Source organism: Planctellipticum variicoloris (assembly GCF_030622045.1).
GTDB classification, from domain to species: domain Bacteria; phylum Planctomycetota; class Planctomycetia; order Planctomycetales; family Planctomycetaceae; genus Planctellipticum; species Planctellipticum variicoloris.
In genome coordinates this window covers 1,868,375-1,889,713 of sequence record NZ_CP130886.1, presented here as the reverse complement: position 1 = coordinate 1,889,713, position 21,339 = coordinate 1,868,375, and the positions used below count along the sequence as shown (strand labels likewise).

21 protein-coding genes and 1 tRNA gene are annotated in these 21,339 nt (G+C 63.6%); 9 read left to right on the top strand and 13 right to left on the bottom strand.

Annotated features, from left to right (window positions below; genetic code table 11):
* Nucleotides 1–109: 109 nt before the first annotated feature.
* A complete protein-coding gene (locus SH412_RS07485) occupies nucleotides 110–346 on the top strand; it encodes a hypothetical protein (protein ID WP_336522887.1) in 237 nt (78 codons plus the stop codon).
* Nucleotides 347–392: 46 nt separating this feature from the next.
* Complete coding sequence (locus SH412_RS07480; RefSeq protein WP_336522886.1) at nucleotides 393–1,850, top strand: DUF1501 domain-containing protein; 1,458 nt, start codon at nucleotides 393–395, stop codon at nucleotides 1,848–1,850.
* Nucleotides 1,851–2,348: 498 nt separating this feature from the next.
* Here SH412_RS07480 and SH412_RS07475 read toward each other — a convergent pair whose 3' ends face one another.
* On the bottom strand, nucleotides 2,349–2,510 hold the full coding sequence (locus SH412_RS07475; protein ID WP_336522885.1) for a hypothetical protein: 162 nt from the start codon (nucleotides 2,508–2,510) through the stop codon (nucleotides 2,349–2,351).
* A gap of 224 nt (nucleotides 2,511–2,734) precedes the next feature.
* Between SH412_RS07475 and SH412_RS07470 the strand changes: the two genes are divergently transcribed.
* Both SH412_RS07470 and SH412_RS07465 read left to right on the top strand, forming a co-directional pair.
* A complete protein-coding gene (locus SH412_RS07470) occupies nucleotides 2,735–3,142 on the top strand; it encodes an IS5 family transposase (RefSeq protein ID WP_336522884.1) in 408 nt (135 codons plus the stop codon).
* Nucleotides 3,037–3,534 carry an IS5 family transposase gene (locus SH412_RS07465; RefSeq protein WP_336524155.1) on the top strand — a complete coding sequence of 166 codons (498 nt, stop codon included), beginning with the start codon at nucleotides 3,037–3,039 and terminating at the stop codon, nucleotides 3,532–3,534. The genes SH412_RS07470 and SH412_RS07465 overlap by 106 nt, the downstream gene beginning before the upstream one ends.
* 125 nt (nucleotides 3,535–3,659) lie before the next feature.
* Here SH412_RS07465 and SH412_RS07460 read toward each other — a convergent pair whose 3' ends face one another.
* From SH412_RS07460 to SH412_RS07440, 5 genes are all read right to left on the bottom strand, one after another.
* Nucleotides 3,660–4,595, bottom strand: coding sequence for a DUF1186 domain-containing protein (locus SH412_RS07460; RefSeq protein ID WP_336522883.1), 936 nt, complete (start codon nucleotides 4,593–4,595; stop codon nucleotides 3,660–3,662).
* Between the two features lie 146 nt (nucleotides 4,596–4,741).
* Entirely contained in the window at nucleotides 4,742–5,119 is a 378-nt protein-coding gene (locus SH412_RS07455; RefSeq protein WP_336522882.1) for a hypothetical protein, read from the bottom strand.
* An 87-nt stretch (nucleotides 5,120–5,206) separates the two neighbouring features.
* Nucleotides 5,207–5,776, bottom strand: a complete 570-nt coding sequence (locus SH412_RS07450) for a hypothetical protein (RefSeq protein ID WP_336522881.1) — start codon at nucleotides 5,774–5,776, stop codon at nucleotides 5,207–5,209.
* Entirely contained in the window at nucleotides 5,773–6,033 is a 261-nt protein-coding gene (locus SH412_RS07445; protein ID WP_336522880.1) for a hypothetical protein, read from the bottom strand. Before SH412_RS07445 ends, SH412_RS07450 begins: the two co-directional genes overlap by 4 nt.
* 375 nt (nucleotides 6,034–6,408) lie before the next feature.
* A tRNA-Asn gene (locus SH412_RS07440) sits at nucleotides 6,409–6,480 on the bottom strand.
* 312 nt (nucleotides 6,481–6,792) lie between these two features.
* Here SH412_RS07440 and SH412_RS07435 point away from each other — a divergent pair.
* Together SH412_RS07435 and SH412_RS07430 are read left to right on the top strand one after the other, a co-directional pair.
* The gene (locus SH412_RS07435; RefSeq protein ID WP_336522879.1) at nucleotides 6,793–7,755 is read left to right on the top strand and encodes an SGNH/GDSL hydrolase family protein; all 963 of its coding nucleotides are present in this window, start codon (nucleotides 6,793–6,795) and stop codon (nucleotides 7,753–7,755) included.
* A gap of 231 nt (nucleotides 7,756–7,986) precedes the next feature.
* Complete coding sequence (locus tag SH412_RS07430) at nucleotides 7,987–9,177, top strand: hypothetical protein (RefSeq protein WP_336522878.1); 1,191 nt, start codon at nucleotides 7,987–7,989, stop codon at nucleotides 9,175–9,177.
* 77 nt (nucleotides 9,178–9,254) lie between these two features.
* On the opposite strand, the gene SH412_RS07425 is transcribed toward SH412_RS07430, so the two are convergent.
* From SH412_RS07425 to SH412_RS07395, 7 genes are all read right to left on the bottom strand, one after another.
* Complete coding sequence (locus SH412_RS07425) at nucleotides 9,255–10,247, bottom strand: TauD/TfdA family dioxygenase (RefSeq protein WP_336522877.1); 993 nt, start codon at nucleotides 10,245–10,247, stop codon at nucleotides 9,255–9,257.
* A gap of 32 nt (nucleotides 10,248–10,279) precedes the next feature.
* The gene (locus tag SH412_RS07420; protein WP_336522876.1) at nucleotides 10,280–11,254 is read right to left on the bottom strand and encodes an aldo/keto reductase; all 975 of its coding nucleotides are present in this window, start codon (nucleotides 11,252–11,254) and stop codon (nucleotides 10,280–10,282) included.
* Nucleotides 11,255–11,283: 29 nt separating this feature from the next.
* A complete protein-coding gene (locus SH412_RS07415) occupies nucleotides 11,284–12,015 on the bottom strand; it encodes a sulfite exporter TauE/SafE family protein (protein ID WP_336522875.1) in 732 nt (243 codons plus the stop codon).
* Between the two features lie 42 nt (nucleotides 12,016–12,057).
* Nucleotides 12,058–13,338, bottom strand: coding sequence for an MFS transporter (locus tag SH412_RS07410; RefSeq protein WP_336522874.1), 1,281 nt, complete (start codon nucleotides 13,336–13,338; stop codon nucleotides 12,058–12,060).
* A gap of 3 nt (nucleotides 13,339–13,341) precedes the next feature.
* Nucleotides 13,342–14,376: a Gfo/Idh/MocA family protein gene (locus SH412_RS07405; protein ID WP_336522873.1), complete on the bottom strand. Its 1,035-nt coding sequence runs from the start codon at nucleotides 14,374–14,376 to the stop codon at nucleotides 13,342–13,344.
* Nucleotides 14,377–14,420: 44 nt separating this feature from the next.
* A complete protein-coding gene (locus SH412_RS07400) occupies nucleotides 14,421–15,764 on the bottom strand; it encodes an outer membrane protein assembly factor BamB family protein (RefSeq protein WP_336522872.1) in 1,344 nt (447 codons plus the stop codon).
* Between the two features lie 66 nt (nucleotides 15,765–15,830).
* Nucleotides 15,831–17,171 carry a PQQ-binding-like beta-propeller repeat protein gene (locus SH412_RS07395; RefSeq protein ID WP_336522871.1) on the bottom strand — a complete coding sequence of 447 codons (1,341 nt, stop codon included), beginning with the start codon at nucleotides 17,169–17,171 and terminating at the stop codon, nucleotides 15,831–15,833.
* 180 nt (nucleotides 17,172–17,351) lie between these two features.
* Between SH412_RS07395 and SH412_RS07390 the strand changes: the two genes are divergently transcribed.
* The 3 genes from SH412_RS07390 (at nucleotide 17,352) to SH412_RS07380 (ending at nucleotide 21,327) form a co-directional block, all read left to right on the top strand.
* Nucleotides 17,352–17,786 (top strand): SufE family protein, encoded by a 435-nt coding sequence (locus SH412_RS07390; protein WP_336524154.1) that lies wholly within the window; start codon nucleotides 17,352–17,354, stop codon nucleotides 17,784–17,786.
* A 293-nt stretch (nucleotides 17,787–18,079) separates the two neighbouring features.
* Nucleotides 18,080–18,646, top strand: coding sequence for a DUF309 domain-containing protein (locus SH412_RS07385; protein ID WP_336522870.1), 567 nt, complete (start codon nucleotides 18,080–18,082; stop codon nucleotides 18,644–18,646).
* Between the two features lie 467 nt (nucleotides 18,647–19,113).
* Nucleotides 19,114–21,327, top strand: a complete 2,214-nt coding sequence (locus SH412_RS07380) for an alpha-amylase/4-alpha-glucanotransferase domain-containing protein (RefSeq protein ID WP_336522869.1) — start codon at nucleotides 19,114–19,116, stop codon at nucleotides 21,325–21,327.
* Nucleotides 21,328–21,339 lie beyond the last annotated feature (12 nt).

The window sequence follows — 21,339 nt, the reverse complement described above, 5'->3', positions numbered from 1 at the left end:
GTTTGGACCGTACTGGTCTTCGTAACATCAGCAAGATTCTCCTGCTCCAATGGTCGCCACGCAGAATGGCGCCCCGGGCAACGAGCGTTTCGGCTGGAGGAATGAGCGTATGAAAACTCCCGGACGCCGCGAGACAATTCGTCGCTGGATTCACGGTGGCGATTTCGTCGTGGGTGTCGACGTCGAAGTCGTTTATCCGACAACGCGTCCGGACGAGCCGTGCTACGAAGCCGAGACAGTGAAGTTCGTCAAAGAAATCTCGGAACACGCCGCGGAACGCGACATCGCCTGGCTCCAGCAGCACGGCGAAGTCTATCAGCGACTTCAGCCCGCTTCCTCACACTGAAATCACTGCAATCCGGGAAATCGTCGTCGAATCAGAAAGCCGAACCATGTCCCATTTCTTCGCCAACCCGCTCGCGCCCTCCCGTCGCGACTTTCTCCGCCGGTCGGGGCAGGGATTTGGATTGCTGGGGCTGTCCGCTCTCCTGCAGCAGGAGGGAATGACGGTCCGGGCGGCGACGCCCGATTCGCTCGATCCCCTCGCGCCGCGGGCCGGGCACTTTTCGACGCCGGCCAAATCGGTGATCTGGCTCTTCATGAACGGCGGCCCCAGCCAGGTCGACACCTGGGACTACAAGCCGGAACTGGAAAAGCGGGACGGCAAGGAACTCGAAGGCTTCGACCCGAATACCGGCTTCTTCAACGGTGCGGTCGGACCGCTGATGAAATCTCCTTATAATTTCGCACGGCATGGCGAGTGCGGGGCCTGGGTTTCAGAGATCTTCCCGAACATGGCCCGCCACGTCGACAAGATGGCGTTTCTCTACTCCTGCTGGACCGACTCGAACAACCATTCCCCGGCCCTGTTCAAGATCAACACCGGCATGGCCCGGCAGGGCTTCCCCTGCGTCGGCTCGTGGCTGACCTATGGACTCGGCAGCGAAAGCCGCAACCTGCCGGCGTTCGTCGCGATGTACGACACGCTCGGACGGGGCGTCCCGAAAGGCCACGCCCAGAACTGGGGCTCCGGGTTCCTGCCGAGCGTCTACCAGGGAACCGCTCTCAAGCCGCAAGGAGATCCGATCGACAACCTTCGCCGGCCCGAGGATCTGACCGGCGACCAGCAGCGGTCCCAGCTCGATCTGCTGGCCTCGCTGAACCGGAAGCACCTGGACCGTCACGGGAGAGAGAGCGAACTGGCGGCCCGCATCGAGAGCTTCGAACTGGCCTATCGCATGCAGATGGCTGCTCCTGAAGTTCTCGATCTGACGCAGGAAACGGACGCCACCCAGAAGCTGTACGGGCTCGATAACCCCAAGTGCGCGCACTTCGCGAAGCAATGCCTGCTGGCCCGTCGGCTCGTCGAGAACGGCGTCCGCTGCGTGCAGATCTACAGCGGCGGAATGGAGAACGAACGGAGCTGGGACGGCCACCAGAACATCGCCGCCAACCACTCGGGCTTCGCGGCAGAAACCGACCAGCCGATCGCCGCGCTCCTGTCCGATCTGGCCGGCCGGGGACTGCTCGACTCGACGCTGGTGATCTGGGGCGGCGAATTCGGCCGGCTGCCGCTGGTCCAGAAGGGGGGCACGGGCCGCGACCACAACCCCCACGCCTTCACCACCTGGATGGCTGGCGGCGGAGTCAAAGGGGGCACCCTGTACGGCGAGACGGACGAGATCGGCCACAAAGCGGTCATCGACCGCGTCTCCGTCAACGACCTGCACGCGACAATCCTGCACCTGATGGGGCTGAACCACGAACAGCTCACTTACCGCTACAACGGCCGGGACTTCCGCCTGACGGACGTGTCGGGGCGCGTGGTCCGGGAGATCCTGAAGGGGTAGCGAGACTAGCGAGTCGCCAGAGGAAGACGGCTGATCGCCGATCGCCGGAATTGGTGGTGGCGATGCCTTCGTTCCCAGGCGCGCGGTAAAAATATTCTGATTCATCCGACGAATGCGTGCTGAGGGTGGCGAAGAAGCGGACATGCGGCTGTCATTGGGGGTTACTTCAAACAGCCTCAAACGACAAGAGTCCGCCGATCCGTTGAACCTCGCTTTCGGGATCTCCGGCGACAGCGTTACGCAGCCCTCGTGGGAGCAGGACGCGATCGTGCTCGACCTGGAACAACCTCGGCAGAAGTTGCGGTGCTCGGCCTGCAGCGTCTCTGCAGAAACGGCATGCTTCGGCTTCGTCTCACGGGTCTCAGTCTCACCGGGCTCAAGAGCCGGAACGGCCCGGACCTCTTCCATCATGGTTGCCGGGACAAGATCCCACGACACAGCAAACTTGAAGACGTACCGGAGCCGGGAAACCTGCTTGTTAATGTGCCAGCGAGCCCATCAGGCTGCGACCATTTCTGACCGGACCAGCCGCAGTTTGACCGGACCGAATTCAGCCGCCGGCGTCTCGCCGAACAGCCGCCGGAGAATCTTCACCACACCTTTGAAGCAAGCCTGTTCCGCGGACGGCTGGCCGTCCGCTGTCTTGTACTTCGGGAGCACCTCTGTGACGAACTTCAGGCAGAGCGTGTTAATCGTCAGCGGGGCCGGTTCCGCTGATGCCGCTGAGACCGGAAGGGCGGACTCCAGGCCAGCGGCCCGGCTGGCGATGATGCCGGAATACCTGGCCTTGGACTCGGGCGTGCCGTAGCGACACTAGGGCGTGTGGACATTCCTCTTTCGGAGATTTCCTGGAATTGCAATGATCTTGCGGCCTGAAACTGGTCATGGAGGACCCCGCAGTGCCGCCGCGACATGCTCTCACGGATGAACAATGGGATCGCATCCGGAATTTGCTTCCTGGAAAGCCGGGCGATCCCGGCCGGTCCGGGGAGGACAATCGGCTGTTCGTGGACGCCGTTTTGTACGTGGCCAAAACGGGAGTGCCCTGGCGCGATCTGCCGGAGCGTTTTGGCAACTGGAACTCCGTCTGGCGGCGGTTTGACCGCTGGTGCGAGAACGGGGTCTGGGAGGCCTTCGTCCGGGAACTCGGCGAACTCGATCTTGAGGAACTGCAACTCGATTCGACATCGATCAAGGTCCATCTGGCCGTCGTTGGCGGCCGACGCGAAGCGGAGGAAAAAAAGAAGACGCGGACCGCCGTCGCGGCGTTGGCCGCTCTCGCGGAGGTCTGAACACCAAAATCCACGCGGCGGTGGAAAAGAACGGACATCTGGCGGCCATGCACCTGAGTCCCGGGCAGGACGGAGACGGCCCTCATGGCCGCGCGCTGCTCAAATCGTTCGAACCCGGACAAATCGAACACGTGATCGCAGATACGGCCTACGACGGAGATGAAACGCGAGACCAGATCCGGAAACTGCAGGCGAAAGCCTGCATCAAGCCCCACAAGAATCGCAAGACCAGGAAGCGCTACGACAAGCAGCGCTACAAACACCGCAACCAGGTGGAACGATTCTTCAACCGCATCAAACAGTTTCGCCGCGTGGCCACACGTTACGAAAAGACCCTCGAAAACTTCGCCGGCTTCGTCTGGCTGGCGGCGCTCATGGTCGATGTCCTATGAATGTCCACACGCCCTAGTCGGATGAGCCGATGCCGCGCGTCACGGGAACTGAGTGTGGCCTCGGTGGTTTTCGCGGCCTGATCTCAGAACGAGCCCACAAAGCCATCCGCATCCCCGCTCGCGCCTCATGCGGCTCCGCAGCACTTTTTGTACTTCTTGCCGCTGCCGCAGGGGCAGGGATCGTTGCGGCCGACGCGGGGTTCGTCGTTGACAATCGTTGTCGGTGAAAACGCGCGATCCCGGTCGTCGACATCGTCCCGGACGTGGGGGGCTGGGACATTTCTTCGGGGAGGAGGTTCCTGAAACCCGGCCCAGTGGCCCAGCTCGTTGACGGTGTCTTCGATGCCCGTCGGATCGCAGCGCTCCAGCGAACGCTGAAAGTGCGCATCCCCCTCTGCGATGTACCGCTCGACAGTCTTTAAGTCGACCATCCCCTGGTCGACGAGCCCTTGCTGAAAGGCGGTCTGGATTTCCTCCCGCGCTTCACGGGGTGCATAATCGATGAGATCGCAAACCATTCCGGTCGTCAGAGTCGTGTCTTGAGTTGCTAATGCGTTGCGAAGATGTCCCCGCAGGCGGTCGACGGCTGCGTCGCGCGTTATCCGCCCGTCGCGGACAAACTTCAGATAGGTATGGGTGGCCTGCCACCGCACATATTCGTTGAGATTCCGATCGGCAATCAGCTCGTCGAGCTCATCGGGGGACTCCGCCAGGAAGACGGCCAGGACTCGACTCAAGGACTCCGTGACGGCGTCGCCGAACAGGTCGAACGCGCCATCGCCGGGCACCGAGATCGCCTTCCGAATGGCTGGCCAGGCTTCTTTGGCCTGAAACTCAGTCAGCAGGAACAGGGCGAAGAAGGAGGAATCGGCGGCGACTTCTTGCCCTGCGGCGATCTTCGTCGCGGCGTCTTCAAGGCTTTGAATCAGGCGCGGAATGAACAGGTCGCGATGAGCCTGAACTGTGCGGAGGGCCTGCACGGGCAGTTTTTTTGTGCGCTGGTCCAACTCCTGCATGATCCGGTCGAGATCGATCTCCGCACTCCCAGCAGCCGCTTGCATCATCCCGCCCCTTGATCGGAATCTGTGACTTTGCCCTCGCACAGCAGTTGGCGGGCTTTACGTACACTTTGGTGCGGGTTCTCCCGCCACCAACTCGACTTGCACTCCGCGAACCAGCACGCAGCGGCGGAGAATATGCACAGTCGCTACGACGACGGTCTGGGGGCTCGCGCTTCGGCCCGCAGTTTCCATTCTCCTGCCTGGCAACTCAGTTTGAACTCTCCGACCAGCCGATGATCATCGCCAAACAACGTCCGCTTGCGGTGAACCATCTCGTCAACGAGTGCTGCGGAAACCGGGTCATTCGCGGTCAGGTTGCCAATACTCTCAATGAATCGTGAGTCGTCAACTGCGTCTTTGTAAACCACGGCATTCCAGACGGTGAACGCGAGTTGAAGCGCGGTTTCCTTCTGGTCGAGGGTCGCCCACGGGCCGAGTGGATCCAGCAGCGGTTCTGCAAAATCCAGGAACGTTTCTGAGATCTTTCGATCCGGAAATGTCAGTTTTTGCTTGGCCTTTGCCACGGCACGTCCGTTCATAATTCAGGGGCTGGTCGCCGGCGGACCTTCACCGGTCGATCTCGATCTGCCAGGCGAGGGCTGCGTGGGGAGTCATTCGGACGTTTCGCTGGGATTGAACGGCTCCGCTTCGTCGAGAACCCGCTGCCAGAGATCCTCGACGCCGAGCGCCGCCAGCCAGTTCTTCAGGTACGCGGCGTCGAGCAGGTCCGCCTGGAGTTCGTACACACGCAACACGTCGTTGAACTGCTTCTCGCTGCCGCCCGACTGCTTGCACCAGTGGAGCTTCATCAGAATCGTGTCTTCAGGCGAACTCACGTCGACGGACTGGTCGCCAAGGTCGATTCGCTGCCGACGGGCAAAGCGAGACTGGTCGAACGGAGAGTCGGTCAGCACCCAGAAGTCGACCTTGTCGCCAGTCGTCACTTCCAGAAGGTTGAACATCCGCTTCGCACGAATGGCCTCTGCGAGGGCGGACTCGCTCAGGTAGAAGCGATCCCCCCGAAAGGCCCGGATCAGCGGCTGGACATCCTTGGCGGTCAGGTTGACCACCAGATCGATGTCGTGCGTGGCCCGCGCCTCGCCCTGCAGACTCGACGCATGAGAACCGCTCAGCATGAATTCAATGCCGAGGCCCTGCAGAGTCTGGATGACATCAGTCAATAGTTCCTGTTGTGACATCGCTCTCGCATCTGCAGATAGACCTTCTCGAACGCGGCATCATCCAGGTCCGGGAATCGGCGACGCAAGCCGATCCGCATCAATTGCAGCGTCCGCTCGTTGAGTTTGAATACCTCCGCGAGCTTCTGCTGCGGAGTCAGGGTCCGGAGGATGCGGAGCGTCCGCTGATGGTTCGGCCGCATCTTCCTGGCCGGGAGCGTCCCGTCAGAAGGCACGTCGGCCTCCGGCGTCTGCGGCATCGATCGATCCGTCACGTCCACCAACTGCTACGCCTTCCCCACAACGGAGGACCGGGATCACGGAGCCCCGATCACATCCCGGAGAGTTCGAGAGGCTCCCTTTCGCAGGTCCGAAAGGGACCAGGCTGTTAACTCCGAGACGGTTGTTAACGCGAGAGTCCGAGAGTTTTTCGGCGGATTTCCGGGGTGCGGAGGGAACCCTCATGGTCCCTTTCGGCTCCTGGCGAATCTCTCCTGAAACCGAGACTTCTCCCGCCGCCAACCGTCGACGCAACGTCTTTGGCCACAACGCTATTTACGACGAACGCCCTCGACCCGAGATCGGGCAGAGGGCGTTAACTCGGGTGTTCCGCGGGTTCGCAGAACGGAAACTAGCTCCCCGATTAGGATTCGAACCTAAAACCTAGCGGTTAACAGCCGCTCGCTCTACCGTTGAGCTATCGGGGAAGGACTCGGGCGTGCCGAGAACGAGGACAAGAAATAGTGGATTCCGGTTCGCGTTGCAAGCCAACGTGAGTCGCAAAAATGGCGGCGTGCGGTTCGACCGGCAGGCTGGGGCGTTCCGATTCGCGGCCCGACGGAACTCTCTGGCTGGGTTGACGTTGGATTCCGACTCCGCTGCCTGGGGAATTCGCTGGCCGGCAGGGAATGGGCGGCGACGGTTGCGTCGCGGCGGCAGACTCGGAACACTCGCGGGGGCGACTGTTGATCTGACGGCGTTCGCCGGGTGAGTATTCGTTCTCGCGGGGGAGTTCTCGGATGGCGATTTTCAGCGTTTCCTTCCGCCTGACGGCGGTGCTGGCCGTGCTGACGACCGCCGTCGCGGCGCCAGCGGCGGAACCGGGTCCGCGGGAACTGGTGACCGGTTCGCGACGAATTCTGTTCCTCGGGGACAGTATTACGGCCGCCGGGCAGTACGTGGCGTTTTTCGATGCGTGGCTGGCGACGCAGGGGCTGCCGGCGCCGCCGGTTGTGATCAATTGCGGTCTGCCGAGCGAGACGGTTTCCGGACTCAGCGAGGAGGGGCATGCCGGGGGGAAGTTTCCGCGGCCGGATCTGGCGGAGCGGCTGACGCGGGTGCTGGAGATTGCGAAGCCGGATCTGGTTTTCGCGTGCTACGGGATCAACTGCGGCATTTATGAGCCGTTCGATGAGAGCCGGTTTGCGCGTTATCAGCAGGGGTATCGCGACCTCAAGGGGGCTATCGAGCAGCGTGGGGCGAAGTTCGTGGTGATTACGCCGCCGTTTTATGACGACCAGCGTGCTCCCAAGGGTTTTCCGTACAACGCCGTGCTGGACCGGTATTCGGACTGGCTGCTGGGTCAGCGGAAGTCTGGCTGGACGGTGATTGATCTGCACGGACCGATGACTGCAGAAGTCGGCCGTCGACGGGCGGATCAGGCAGACTTCACGTTTCAGCCGGACGGCGTGCATCCCAACGAGGCGGGGCACTGGTTTGTCGCCAGTCGGCTGATTGAGTGGTGCGGCGACGAATCGTCCGCTGGGGTCGGCTCGCCGGAAGAGATGCTCAAGGTGCGCGGGGCGCCCGAGTCGCTGCTGCCGCTGGTGCGGCAACGAATGAGCGTGTTGCGGGATGCGTACGTGGGGGCCGCCGGGCACAAGCGGCCGGGGGTGGCCAAGGGGCTGCCGATTCCGGAGGCGGAAGCGCAGGCGGCGGAGCTGTCGGCGAAGATCGGGGCGGAGGCTGCGAAGTCTCGGTGACGGCACGGGTTCCGTCCCCAAGCGATCTGCCGCTCCTGAGGAACACATCGGCATCTGGTACGTAGAAGTACCGTTTCTGTCCCGTGTTCCCCCCTCGCGAGGGCAGAGCGGCTTCCTTCCAAGATCGTTATCTACCGACCCTGCGATACCATTGCGAAAGTCCGTCGCCACAACATATAAGCATACACTGCTGTCTTCTGAAGCGACGACACCTGGGATGGATCGCCTGTCATGGGTCAACCACTGAGCCCGTTCGGCTGCGGAATTCGTGTTTACAGCGACAGTTTGCGAGCTATCGACGCGTCCAGGCAGTCGTGTCTGAACTGGTTCTCGGCGCTCGGAATTCCGGCGGCGGCCGTGGTTGCAACGCTCCTCCCCGGCCAAACTCCCGCTGTGCAATTCCAATTGCGACCCGATTACACGGAGGCATGGCTTCCAAAGTGCGACACGTTGGAGTTGGCGCAGAGACTGGGCCTGGCCAGTCGACACAATCCGGCGGATCTGGAGCAGGAGATTCTGGTTGCCATGCTCGGCAGCCCGATCCCGTTCGAGTTTCCCAGCGGCGAGGAATTCGAGTCGGCGGTCCGCATTCGAAAAAGCATTGCTGAGGCCGCCCGGAAGACCCGGCTGGAATTCCGAACCCACGAAGCGGAGCGCCCGGAAGAATACTGGCGCTACGACGAGGACCGCGGGTTTATCTTGCGCCCCGGACGATCCCTTGTGGACGGGCTGATTCAGGCGACTCAGCCCGAGGCATCGGGTCGGCTGTACTCATTCTCCTGCTGGCGAGCGACCGAATATGTCGCTCTGCTGGGAATTGCCCAGGAGATCATCGACCGCAATCCCGCACTCTACGAGCGATTGAGCTGCCAGGTGGAGACTCGCGCCTTGAAGGCGGCGGCCTTCGAGCGGGCCTGCCTTCGCAAACACGGTTCCTTCGCGCAACCGCTGCCGCCGCGATATTTCGTTCCCGGCGATCGGACCTGGTTCCGCAACCCGGATCGGATCTCGGCAGACGTCACCGGCTACGAGGGGAGTTTTACGTTCTATCTGGGGGCCGGCGAGTTCGCCGACTTCTGGCGTCCGGGATTGACATACACGCTGGCCACGAAGTGCCTGACGATCTACCACTGGCGAAACGGCGTCGTTCGCGATGCGGACGGCGATCTGCAGATCGACGAGGCGATTGTCGAACGGCGCGTGCAGGAGTCACTCGACGATCCGCAAGACACACGGCGGATTCTAGAGGAGATGGTTCGCGTGCAGGATCCGCCGGATGTCTTTGACGGCGGCTGCATCGAGCCCCATCGAGAGACACCGAGGATGGTCTGCACTGGAACCGAGGACCTCCGACTGCCCGATGTCGACGCAGCGCCCCAGCCGGTCCGCCGAACCGACGCGCGACTCCAGTCGCATGCCTGAGTCTTCCGATCAAGGAAGCTCATTGGGACTCTGCACGCCGTGGAATTCTGTGCTGCGAACACACCGCGTCGCAGATGCTACTCATCGACGGCGATCAGCGACGCCAGGACCTTGCGCGTGCCGGTAAATGTCCGCCGGCCGTGCATGGCGACGTAATTGTCGACCAGGGCGACGTCCCCTTTCTGCCAGGGGATGTTGAAGCTCAGTTCTTCCCCCAGCCTTGAGGCAACGTTGACGGCGTCGCGATCGAGGGTCGTGCCGTCGCCGAAGGTGATGGACTTCGACGGATCGTTGCGGTCGTCCTTCCAGCCCTGGAAGGCGGCGATGAGCTGGTTGAAGAAGACTTGCCGACCGTCGAGGAGCTGACGGACGGCGGGAAGGACGGGGGTTGTAGCGCGCAGGCAGCCGTCCGGGAGCCATTCCCACGAGTAGCCAAGAGATTTCAGCCGGGCTTCGGCGGCTTCGCGGGTTTCGGCCTGGAACGTGCTTTGCCAGCTCCGTCCCATGCCCGAGGCGGCGTCGTTTGCGGCGGGCATGACGTTGGTGTAGCGGAGTCCACGGGATTCGCAGTCGGCGGCGAATTGCGGGCATTCGGCTTTCAGCTTGGCGTAGAGGATGTCGGAGCGGCAGATCGGCGTGGCGCCGCCAGTCTCGGCGGGCTGCTCGCAGAAGAAGAACAGGCGACTGGGATAGATCGGCGTCTGGGCCATTTCGTGATGCAGAAAGATCGTGACGTTCGGCGGCGCTTCGTTAGCGGTGAAGACGCGCGGAGTTTTGACGACGCGGACGGCGTTCGACAGGGACTGCTCGTACGGAAAGTTCTTGAGCCCGAACGCGGCGATGAAGCGGTCCAGGTCTTCGGGGATGGCGACCGGGAAGCCGCGAAACAGGATCGCCCCGTGAGCCGAGGCCTGCTGGCAGAGATCGGCTGCGCGGGAGGCGAGCCAGGTGCAGGTGGCGTCGAGCGTGGCGGAACCGGGTTCGCAGGCGAGAACGAGGGGAAAGACGTGGCCGTCGGCAGGTTGCTGCCCGGGGACGGAAATCAGCGAGACCTGGGGGGCGTCCGTCATGGCGAATTCCTTGGAGCGACGGGAAGTCGTGTTTATTCGTAGATCGGGAAGAACGTATTGAAGGCCTGCTCGCAGAAGACGCCGGGGTCGTTGAAACGCCGATGGCGGTCGAGGGCGCTGATGTCCCGATGTTCTTCCGGGGTCAGCGCGAAGTCAAACAGATTCAGGTTCTCGGCGAGACGTTCGGCGCGGGAGGTCATCGGGACGATGGCGGTCCCCCGTTCGATTCCCCAGCGGAGCACGATCTGCGCGGGGGTTCTGCCGTGCCGAATCGCGGCAGCGGTGACGACCGGCTGATTGAGCAGAGACTCGCTCGGCTCCGCCATGCCCAGCGCGAGATAGGAGAGCGCCCCCAGGGGCGAAAAACCGGTGACGGCGATTCCTGCTTCGCGGCAGAAGCGGAGGAGCTTCTCCTGCGTCAGGAACGGGTGAAGCTCGATCTGCAGGACCGACGGCGGGATGCGACACTCGGCAAGGAGCTCGCGAAGCAGGGTGCAGTTGCAGACGCCGATGTTGCGGACCAGGCCGGCGTCGACGAGGTCTTCCATCGCGGCCCAGGTTTCGCGGAAGGGAACCCGGACGGGCTGCATTTTCGGCTCGGCCGCCTCGGGATCGAAGAGCCAGCCCGGCGGGTAGCGGTGTTCGAACGGGACGAACTCCAGCGCGATCGGGAAGTGAATCAGGTAGAGATCCAGCGAATCGAGCCCCAGATCACTCAACGTCCGCTCCAGCGCGGGGCGGACGTGCTCGCGGCGGTGGTAGGTGTTCCAGAGCTTGGACGTGACCCAGAGGTCTTCGCGGCGGCAGAGGCCGGCCTCCAGCGCCTGGCGAATGCCGCGACCGACGGCGGCTTCGTTGCCGTAGTCGCAAGCCGAATCGAGATGGCGATAGCCGGCCCGGATGGCCTCGCAGACGAGGTCCGGGACTTTTTCCTCGGGCATTTTCCAGAGGCCAAGCCCGACGAGAGGCAGCCGGTCGCCGGTGTTGAGAACGAGCTCGCGATCCATGACGATCAGTCCCATTTCAGAAGGGGCGGTCAGGAGAGTCCCGCGAGATAGCCGATGCCGAGAATGCCCAGGACCACGTAGACGCTGTTGCGCAACACCTGCTGGGACACGCGAGTCAGGAGACGGTGCCCCAGGAGGAGTCCGACGAGCATCGGAGCGACCGACCAGACGGCCATTGTACGGACGTCGGCGTCGATCTGAGATGTTCCGGCGAGAAACGACAGGCGAATCAGGCCGGTGGTCAGGAAGATCACGCTGAGAGTGGCGACGATCCGCTCCTTGGACCAGTCGCGGGCGTAGATATACGCCACCAGGGGCGGCCCGCCGATGTTGAACGCGCCGCCGAGGTTGCCTCCGGCGAAACCGATCCAGAAGGCGGAGCCGTCCGGGTAATGCAGGCCGCGATGGCGGACGAGGTAGAAATCAAATACGACCATCACCAGCAGGGCGGCCCCTAGCCAGCGTTTGACGGCGTCAGACGGCAGCGAGGTGAGGAACCAGAAACCCAGCGGAACGCCGGCCCAGGCGCCGAGCATCAGGCTCAGGGCGCCGCGCCACTGGAAATGCCGGAACGTGACGGCGACGTTGAGCACGCAGACGGCGACATTCAGCACGGTGACCGCCGCCTGGGTCTGTTGAACCGGGATGACCAGCGGCAGGAGGCCCATGACGGTGAGGCCGAAGCCGAACCCGCTGACGCCCTGCAGGAAGCCGGCGAGGGTCAGGATCAGGACGACGTAAAGGAGTTCGGTCGAGGACACGCGGGCGGGGCTCTGCAGGCAGGATCTGGAACGACGGGCCGCTCATTCGGGGAGCGGGCGGCCCTTGGTTTCGGGAAGGAACAGCAGCACGACCAGTCCCAGCAGGAACAGGCAGCCGAGAATCGACACGGCGAGTTGCAATGACATACCGGGGAGGGCTTTCAATTCGCCGGAGAGGACCAGGATCGACGCGGCGACGAGGCGGCCGCCGTTGAAGCAGACGCCGGCTCCGGTGGCCCGTAAGTGGTCGGGGAACAGCTCGGGGAAGTAGATCGCGTAGCCGGCGTGAATGCTCAAGGTGCAGAAGCCGAAGATCGGCAGAATCATGAGCTGCTGCGCATAGGTCTGCGGGACGTAGCAGGTGATCGGGACGATGATGAAGGCAGCGATGTGCATCAGGGCGAAGGCGCCGCGGCGTCCCAGGCGTTCGGCGAGGGGGCCGAAGGCAAGGAGCCCCAGACCGCCGCCGAGCGCCTGGACGATGCCGTAGGCGAACTTGGCGGACTGTTGGGCCTCTTCCTTCGACTTGCCGAGGCGGATCAGCAGGTCGGCGGTGAGATCCTGGCCGGCGACGATGACGCCCCAGAAGGTGCCGAGACCGACGGCGGCCAGCAGCAGACCCAGGATGGCGGAGTTTCTCCAGCGGGGCGTGCCAAACAGCTCGCGGAAGCTGCCGCGGGGACGCTGCTCGACGCCGGTCCGCTGCCAGCGTTCGGGTTCGCGGACGCTGGTGCGAACCCACAGCACGAGCAAGGCGGGGATGACGCCGATCACGTAGGCGTAGCGCCACTGCGTGCCGACGAGAATTCCCGCCAGGGCGGCCAGCCAGGTCCCCAGGACGCTGGTCGAGTGAAAGATTCCCGACGCATGGGCTCGGGCTTTGGGAGGAAAAACTTCCGCGACCAGGGCGGCCGCGACGGCCCATTCGCCGCCGACGCCGAGGGCCACGAAGAAGCGGAGGAAGGCGACGTGCCAGAGGTCAGTGGCGAAGAACGTGAGTCCGGAGAAGATGGAGTAGAAGAGGATGGTCAGGGACATGATCGGCTTGCGGCCGAAACGGTCGGCGAGCGAACCGAAGACAACGCCCCCCAGCGTGCCCCCGAGCAGGAAGATCGCCAGGAATCGGTCGCCCCAGAGTCGGACGGCCTGCGACTGGTCTCCCGCGCCGAGCAGGTCGGCGAGGAGCTGGCTGCGGGTGATGTTAAAGAGCTGGCCTTCGAAGGCGTCGAAGGCCCAGCCCGCGGAGGCGATGGCGAGGACCAGCCACTGGTAGCCGGTGACTTCTGCATACCAGGGGCCGTTCGACTCGCTCGGTGCTGCCACGCGTCAATTTCCGCCGAGGGCCACAGGCTGGCCGGTTTTGAGAGATTCTTCCGCCTTGAGGCACATGGCGACGGACCAGAGTCCGTCCGAACCCGAGCAGGGAGGCGGCGCGCCGTCGCGGACAGACTTCACCACCGCAGCAAGCTGGTCAACCAGCTCGTAAACTTCGCCCGAGGGCTTCTCGATGGCGATCTGTTCGATGGTCTCGCCGGTCTGCACTTTGAGCGAAAACGTCGGCTCGAAAGTGCGATCCATGGCCCCGCTCCAGGAGGCCCACAGAGCGCCGCGCGTGCCGGTAATCTTGGCCGTCTGGTGATGTTCCCAGGCGGCGAGCGTCTGGGAGATCACGGCGTAGCGCCCGCCGGGGAAGTTCACGATGGCCGAGAAGTTGTCGTGCAGTTCCGGGTGGTCGGGCTGCTTGCTGTTCGCCCGGGCATAGACGGACTCAGGATCGCCGGCGCCGGCGAAATACCAGCGGGCGAGGTCGAAGAAGTGAATCGGCTCTTCGAGGATCCAGCTACCGACGCGGTGGATGTCGTACCGCCAGCCCCCCGAACCGAGCCGATAGGGCCTGCGCCAGAGTTCGATGAGGGCGTAGAGGGGATCGCCGATCCGGCCTTCGTCGATGAGCGTTCGCACCCGGCCCCAGAGGGAGGACAGTCGCAATTCGTGGCCGACGGCGAGGACGAGCTTTTTCCGAGCCGCCAGGTCGATCAGTTCCTGGCTGTGCGCGATGCTGAGCGTCATCGGCTTTTCGAGCAGCAGACTGCGGCCGGACTCCAGAACGGCTTTTGCGACGGGATAGTGGAGATCCGAGGGAAGGACGACATCCACCAGGTCGACCTGGGCCTGCTGCAGCAGGTCTTCGGGCGAGCGATAGATGGTCGCTGCAGGGTGTTCGGCGTGGGCGGCGGCGGCGTTTTCGTCCGAGCGGGCGGCGATGGCGACCAGCCGGGCGCCGGGGACCGCCGCAATCGCGCGGGCGTGATGCCGCCCCCAGGCGCCGTAGCCGATCAGGCCGACTCGAACATCCGTCATGCGCTCGGGGCTCCCTCATCGAGGCCGGAACAGAAACGAATCCTTCAGCGAGCGCTAACTTTCGCTTCCGGACCGCCGGAGATCCGGTAGAGGTGGGTCGCCGAACGGAGGACCAGGTCGTTGCCAATCAGCGCCGGCGAGGCCATCAACTGGCCTTCGAGCGTATTGACGCTTTCCGAGACGAACTCACGCCCGGTCTTGAAGACGGTCGTGGCCCCTTCGCGGCTGCTGATGTAGATCCGGCCGTTAGCAAACAGGGGCGAAGCGGAATAGTTGCCGCCAATTCGTTCCTGCCAGACTTCCTTGCCGGTGGCGGCTTCGACGCAGGTGGCGATGCCGGCGTCGGAAACGATATAGACCAGGTCGTCGACGACGATCGGCGAGGGCATGGCGGGGACCTGTCGCTTCATCCGCCAGAGGACGTGCGACTCGGTGACGTCCCCCTGCCCGTCGGCGCGAATGGCGACCAGTTCGGGCTTCATGTAACCCGTGCAGATAAAGACGATTCCGTCGCTGTAGACCGGGCGCGAGACGTTGGAGAATCCGGAGCCGTGCCGGACTTTCCAGATCTCGGCTCCGGTCGCCGGGTCGTAGGCGACGACCCACTGGGCGCCGAGTCCGACGAGCTGGTCGCGGTCCCCCACGCGAATCAGGAGGGGGGTGCAGAAGGCTTTGTGAAGATCGCCCTTGTCCCCTTCCATCGGGGGACGCTTCGTGCGCCAGACTTCTTCGCCGGTTCGGATATCCAGACCGACGACCGACTGAGACTCGGTGCCGTCGCACTGCACGATCAGCAGATCGCCCCAGACGACCGGCGATCCGCCGGGACCGACACTGTGTTCTTCCGGCAACCGGGTCTTCCAGAGGACCTTGCCGGTTTCGACGTCGATGGCGGCGGTACCCATCGTGCCGAAGTGGCAGAAGAGCCGGCCGCGGTCGAGGATGGGGGTGGGTGACGCGTAGCTGTTGAGGCTGTGGATGGCTGCGGGGTTGTTGACCGAAAAGAGTTCCTGATCGTGGAGCAGCCTGCCGGTCGCCGCATCGATCTCCTGCCAGTGGAGCGATACAGAACCAACCACATCCATCTGGTTGGCGAGCGGATTGCCCGCCAGCTTTTCCTTGCGGGCCGCTTCCTTCTGCTCTTCCGTCAGCGGATGTTCGATGGCGGCGGTGACCCAGATCCGCTGGCCATCGGTGACGGGGGACGACCAGCCACGACCGGGGAGCGCGGTCTTCCAGGCAATGTTTTGGGCGTCGCCCCAGGCGATGGGAGGCTGGCGCTGGTCGGCCCGGCCGTCGCCGTTGGGCCCCCGGAACTGCGACCAGTCCTCGGCCTGGACGGCCGAGAGTACGAACAGCGAAGCCAGGACCGTCAGACTGCGAACCATCGGACACTCCGCTCAGACCAACACAGGGACCATCGGGCCGACAAGAGCGCCCGAGGAGGCTCCGGTTTACTGCTTTTCGGGGCTCTTCGCCAGCGAAACGCAGACGAGCTCCTTGTCGTTCCGGGCGAAGACGCAGCGGTCGGCGAAGGCGGGGTGGCTCCAGACGACGTTGCGACCGAAGCATTCGGCGGTCGGTTCCAGGATGTGCGCCCGGCTGATTTCGTCGTAGCCGGACTTCGAGAGTCGGGCCATGATCAGGTCGCCGGTTTCGCTGAAGATCAGGTGCCGGTCGCCATTCTTGACGAGAAACGCCGTTCCGTGCCCGCCGCGGCGTTCGCCGGTCGTGGGGGCAAAGGATTCCCAGAGTCGTTCGCCGGTCTTCAGATCGACGCCGCGCAGACCGCCGCTGCGGCAGTCGGCGCCGTAGATGACGCCGTCTTCGATCAGGGGCGTGCTGTTGGCGCAGTAGACGGCGGTCTTGGCAACTCCCCGCCAGACAACTTCCGCGCCGGGCGCGTCAGTTTTGAGTTCCAGCATGGCGGCGGCGTCGCCGATGCCGCTGGCGAACAGAGAATTGCCGGATTTCTGCGGAGCCATGATCGACATGCCGTACTGCGGTTCCAGCGGGACCGACCAGTACGACTCGCCCGTTTCGGGATTGAGGCTGTTGATCGACTGCGGATGCCAGATCAGCAGTTGGCGTTTGCCGGCGGCTTCAATGATGATCGGCGGCGCATAGCCCGGCTCGGTGGCCGACAGCGCTTTCCAGATCTCCTTGCCGGTGTCTTTGTGGAACGCGACCGCCACGCTTCCTTCACCGCCGACCAGGAGAATCAGCCTGTCGCCGTCGACCAGCGGGTGCGAGGCAAATCCCCAGATAGGAGCTTCCGTCTTGTAGGCGGCGGCGAGCTCCTGCGACCAGATTTCTTGGCCCGACTCGGCGTCGAGACAGGTCAGCCGGCCCTCGGCGCCGAGGGTATAGACTTTGCCGCCATGCACGGTCGGCGTGGCGCGCGGACCGGCGGGGTAGGAGATTTTGTAGGGACAGTCATACTCGTACTTCCACAGTTCCTTGCCGGTCGCCGCGTCGAAGCAGAGGACCCGCTCTTTGCCCTTCAATTCGGCCCGCTGACCGGGGTTGTTGAAGGCCTCGCCCGACTCTCGCAGATAGTCCGTCAGATACACTTTTCCCGCAGCCACCGCGGGGCCGGAATATCCTCCCGCGACCGGGACGCGCCACTTCACCACCGGACCATCGGCGGCAAATTCTTGGATCAGACCGGTTTCGTTCCAGACGCCGTTCCGTTGCGGCCCCATCCATTGCGGCCAGTCTTCAGCAGGTGCGGGGGAGGTCAGCCAAGCCGCGCACGTTGCCGCGGCAATCAGGCTCCAGGGATGATCCAGCATAGACAGGTTCCTCAGGACCCAAAGGATGTTCCGGGGTTCAATGCCGGTCATTCTAGGCGAAGCGGTCAAGGCACCCCAGCGCCAGCCGGCGATTCTCAAAGCCAGACCCCGCGGTTGTGGCCGACGGCCACGATTCTAGAATGGAGGCAACATCTTTCCCGGAAAGGGGCTGCGTTGACGATGCGACTGACGGAACTGATGGGCGAATTTGAGGGACTGGACTCGACCGAGCGACTGGAGCTCCTCGTGGAACTGGGCGACGAATTGCCCCCGGTCAGCGAAACTCGCGGCCCGGCCCCCTTTCCCCCCGAGTGCCGGGTGCAAGAATGTCAGACAGCGGTTCATTTGTGGGTTGAAGTTCAGGCCGGTCAAGTCGCGCTGGAAGCCGATGTCCCGCGCAAATCCCCGACCGTGCGCGGCCTCGTAACATTGCTCGTTCTCGGCCTGCAGGGAGCCTCGCCCGCCGAAGTGCTGGCGGTTCCGGAAGATCTGATCGGGCAGCTCGGGCTGGCGGATGCTCTGGGGATGACGCGCAGGCAGGGGGTGCAGGGGATGATTCGGCGGATCAAACAGGCTGTACTGGCTGAGTTGCCTGCAGACAAACCCGTTCCTTAAGTCGCGGACAGCCGCAGATTTTCGCTGGAAGCGCTCTCGCGTTTGCGAGTTTTCCGAGTATCCTAAAGGTCTGCAGAATGTGAAGAGGATGGAAACGCGACCGGTCGTAAGTTTCTAACGTCAAAATTGACAACACGTTAGCGACTGTTGCGGTATCTGTGCTCGATCCCGCCCACCCGGCCTGCCCGACGAGAATCTGACCGTTGAATTCTCCGCCCGGATCGACCGATTCCCGCAGCCGTTGCTGACGGGACGCTGGCGGTCTCCCCGCGGCTGCTAAGGAAGAGTGAAAAATGACGACCCAGACGGCCCCTGTGGAATCGATTCGGCTGCTCCCCTCCACCGATCTGCCGAACTACACCTACGTTCCCGGCACGGAGACGCCGCATCCCTATCGCGATCCTCGCGGCCATAGCTACCAGCGGAAGCATCCGGCTCCGAAGCCGCTGACGCCGGGGACCTGGGCCGAAAACCGCAGCTATCTGCTGGCGCTGGACTATTTCAACCACGGCTACTACTGGGAATCGCACGAGGAGTGGGAGCGTCTCTGGCGTTCTTCCGGTGCGGATTCGCCCGTCGGTCGGTTCCTGAAGGGGCTGGTCAAGCTGTCGGCGGCCGGCGTGAAAGTGCGCGAGCTGAGCATTCACGGCGTGCGCCGGCATGCCGCCTCGGCGGGCGAAGTTTTTGCGGACGTTGCGGCTGAAGTGGGAGACGAGCACTTCTGCGGTCTGCAGTTCACGAAGCTGCAGTTTGCGTCGGACCGGGCGGCCCAGCTCACCTACAAAGAGAAGTGGACTCCGGGCACGCCGTCCCGCGTCTTCCCGTTCGTCATCCTGCCCGAACCGCTGCCGCTGTCCTGAGACCGCTTTCAGACCGTTCAGCCACGAGAATTCGCCGCCCGCGTTTCCGATCGGAGCGCGGGCGGCGGTCTTTCACTGCCCGACTTGCCGAACTGCCGGTAGATCCGGCACAGTCGGCGCGATTCGAAGGCACTGACGACATGCCGGTCGACCGGTCGTCTGCGGGCGATCGCCAGTATTCAGAAATCTCTGAAGACGTTGCCTGAGAAGAAGTTGCGTCGTCAATACGATCTCCGAAAACAGCGTTCGCGCGCCTTCGCTCACGTCGAGAGGCGTTAGAACCCGAATAACAGGAAGGAACGATCCGCGTGGAATCTGAGTTGCGGCTTTGACGGCCGGCTCGGGCGGGACACTTCACCGGATCGATCCTGAAGAGAGCCATGACGCCGGAACGGAATCCGACGAAGTCCCTCGGTCCGTCCGGTGCGATGGGTGGTCACGCACTTTGATGGACGAAGGGCCAGGGCATGTCCCAGCGGATCCGGTTGATCCTCACGCTTCACAATCACCAGCCGATCGGCAATTTCGACGGCGTGTTCGAAGAGGCGTATCGGGACTCCTACGCGCCGTTCCTGGAACTGCTTGAGGAGTTCCCGGAGATCCCGGTCGTCCTACACAATTCCGGCTGCCTGCTGGAATGGCTGGTGGAGGAGCACCCGGAGTACGTCGATCGACTGCGGGCGCTGGTGCAGCGCGGCCAGGTCGAACTGCTGGGCGGTCCGTTTTACGAGCCGATTCTTGCCTGCATTCCCCGGCGGGACCGCGTCGGACAGATCTCCCTCTACCGGCGGTTTCTGGAAAAGACGTTCGGCACGAAGATCCGCGGCATGTGGATGCCCGAGCGGGTCTGGGAACAGGGCTTCACGGCGGACATCGCCGCGGCGGGGATCGAGTACACGCTGCTCGATGATATGCACTTCCGGAACGCGGGACTTTCCGACGAGCAGCTTCACGGCTACCACCTGACCGAGGACGACGGCCAGCTCCTGAAAGTTTTTGCCGGCAGCGAGCGACTGCGGTATCTGATTCCTTACGCCGATCCCGAGAAAGTCATCGCGCATGTGCGCGAGGTGGCGGAGAAGTCGCCGAATGCGGTGCTGGTCTTTGGCGACGACGGCGAGAAGTTCGGCGTCTGGCCGGGTTCGAAGGAGCTGGTTTACGGCAAAGGCTGGCTGCGGCGGTTCTTCCAGATGCTGCGCGAGAATCAGCACTGGCTGAAGATCACGACGCTGGCGGAGACGGTCGACCACGTTTCGCCGGAAGGGCGAATCTACCTGCCCGACTCCAGCTACCGCGAGATGACCGAATGGGCTCTGCCGAGCGAACGGCAGACGCAGTACAAGTCGCTCGTCGAGCGTCAGTCCGACCAGCCGGACTGGCCGCAGCTCAAGCCATTCGTCCGGGCCGGCTTCTGGCGGAACTTCCTGGTGAAGTATCCCGAAGCCAACGAAATGTACTGCCGCATGCTGCAGGTCAGCCAGAGGCTGCAGCAGTTGTCGGCGACGGATGCCGCCGTCAAGCAGGCGGATAAATTGAGCGAGGCGCGCAAGGAGTTGTATCGCGCGCAGTGCAACTGCCCCTACTGGCACGGCGCGTTCGGCGGTCTCTACCTGCCGCACCTGCGGAACGCGATTTATTCCAAGCTGATTGCCGCCGACACGCTCCTCGAAGCGGTGGCCGGGCGGAACGGGAGCTGGGTCTCGGCGGAGGCCGAGGACTTCAACAACGACGCCCGCAAGGAAGTGCTGCTGGCGAGCGACCGGCTGGTGGCGTACCTGGCGCCGAGCAAAGGGGGGCACCTCTACGAGTTCGACGTCCGGAGCATTGGCGTGAACCTGCTGGCGACGCTGAACCGTCGCCCCGAGCCCTATCACGACAAGATTCGCCAGCACGCCGGTAGAGCCGAGACGTCCAGCACCGGCGGAGGCGTCGATCCCAACGGGGGCGTATGCTTCAAGCAGCCCGATCTCGACCAGAAGCTGATCTACGACGCCTGGCCGCGGAAGAGCCTCGTCGATCACTTCCTGCAGCCGGCGTTGCCGGCAGCCGAATTCCGGGCAGGTCGCGGGCGGATTGGCGACTTCACGGAAGGGGTCTATCAGACCGTCCTGAAACGGGCCGCCGACCGCGTCGATGCGAAGCTGTGGCGCGACGGCCGCCTGGGCCCCTACTCCGTTCGCGTGAATAAAACGATTTCGCTCGATCGCGCCGCCTCGACGACGCTGCAGATTCGCTACGAGCTGGAGCGGCTCCCGGCGGGCCTGCCGATTCACTTCGGCGTGGAGTTCAATTTCGCCGCCATGCCGGCAGGAGCGGCCGACCGCTACTTCTACGACGAGCGGGGGCGACACCTGGGGGAACTCGGCCAGCAGCTCGATCTGCCCGTGGCATCGCGGCTCGGGCTGGTCGACGAGTGGCTGGGAATCGATCTGGATCTCGACCTGTCCGAACCGGCGGGAATCTGGACGATGCCGATCCAGACCGTCAGCCAGTCGGAGAGCGGCTTTGAACTCGTCCACCAGAGCTGTTCGGTGACGCCGCACTGGCAGTTTATCGCTCCCGACAACGGTCAGTGGAGCGTGACGATTCAGCTCTCGTGCGACACTTCGGCGGCGCTCGCCCGGAGACTGGCGGACGCGGCCCCCGCAGCGATGTCGCGGCTGGTGCGGGCGAGCGTATAATCCGGACTTTGA

Bases quoted from the DNA above. Each gene is read 5' to 3' on its own strand.
- SH412_RS07485 (WP_336522887.1), top strand. From the start codon at position 110: ATGAAAACTCCCGGACGCCGCGAGACAATTCGTCGCTGGATTCACGGT.
- SH412_RS07480 (WP_336522886.1), top strand. From the start codon at position 393: ATGTCCCATTTCTTCGCCAACCCGCTCGCGCCCTCCCGTCGCGACTTT.
- SH412_RS07470 (WP_336522884.1), top strand. From the start codon at position 2,735: ATGGAGGACCCCGCAGTGCCGCCGCGACATGCTCTCACGGATGAACAA.
- SH412_RS07460 (WP_336522883.1), bottom strand. From the start codon at position 4,595: ATGCAAGCGGCTGCTGGGAGTGCGGAGATCGATCTCGACCGGATCATG.
- SH412_RS07445 (WP_336522880.1), bottom strand. From the start codon at position 6,033: ATGCCGCAGACGCCGGAGGCCGACGTGCCTTCTGACGGGACGCTCCCG.
- SH412_RS07435 (WP_336522879.1), top strand. From the start codon at position 6,793: ATGGCGATTTTCAGCGTTTCCTTCCGCCTGACGGCGGTGCTGGCCGTG.
- SH412_RS07430 (WP_336522878.1), top strand. From the start codon at position 7,987: ATGGGTCAACCACTGAGCCCGTTCGGCTGCGGAATTCGTGTTTACAGC.
- SH412_RS07425 (WP_336522877.1), bottom strand. From the start codon at position 10,247: ATGACGGACGCCCCCCAGGTCTCGCTGATTTCCGTCCCCGGGCAGCAA.
- SH412_RS07420 (WP_336522876.1), bottom strand. From the start codon at position 11,254: ATGGATCGCGAGCTCGTTCTCAACACCGGCGACCGGCTGCCTCTCGTC.
- SH412_RS07405 (WP_336522873.1), bottom strand. From the start codon at position 14,376: ATGACGGATGTTCGAGTCGGCCTGATCGGCTACGGCGCCTGGGGGCGG.
- SH412_RS07400 (WP_336522872.1), bottom strand. From the start codon at position 15,764: ATGGTTCGCAGTCTGACGGTCCTGGCTTCGCTGTTCGTACTCTCGGCC.
- SH412_RS07395 (WP_336522871.1), bottom strand. From the start codon at position 17,171: ATGCTGGATCATCCCTGGAGCCTGATTGCCGCGGCAACGTGCGCGGCT.
- SH412_RS07390 (WP_336524154.1), top strand. From the start codon at position 17,352: ATGCGACTGACGGAACTGATGGGCGAATTTGAGGGACTGGACTCGACC.
- SH412_RS07385 (WP_336522870.1), top strand. From the start codon at position 18,080: ATGACGACCCAGACGGCCCCTGTGGAATCGATTCGGCTGCTCCCCTCC.
- SH412_RS07380 (WP_336522869.1), top strand. From the start codon at position 19,114: ATGTCCCAGCGGATCCGGTTGATCCTCACGCTTCACAATCACCAGCCG.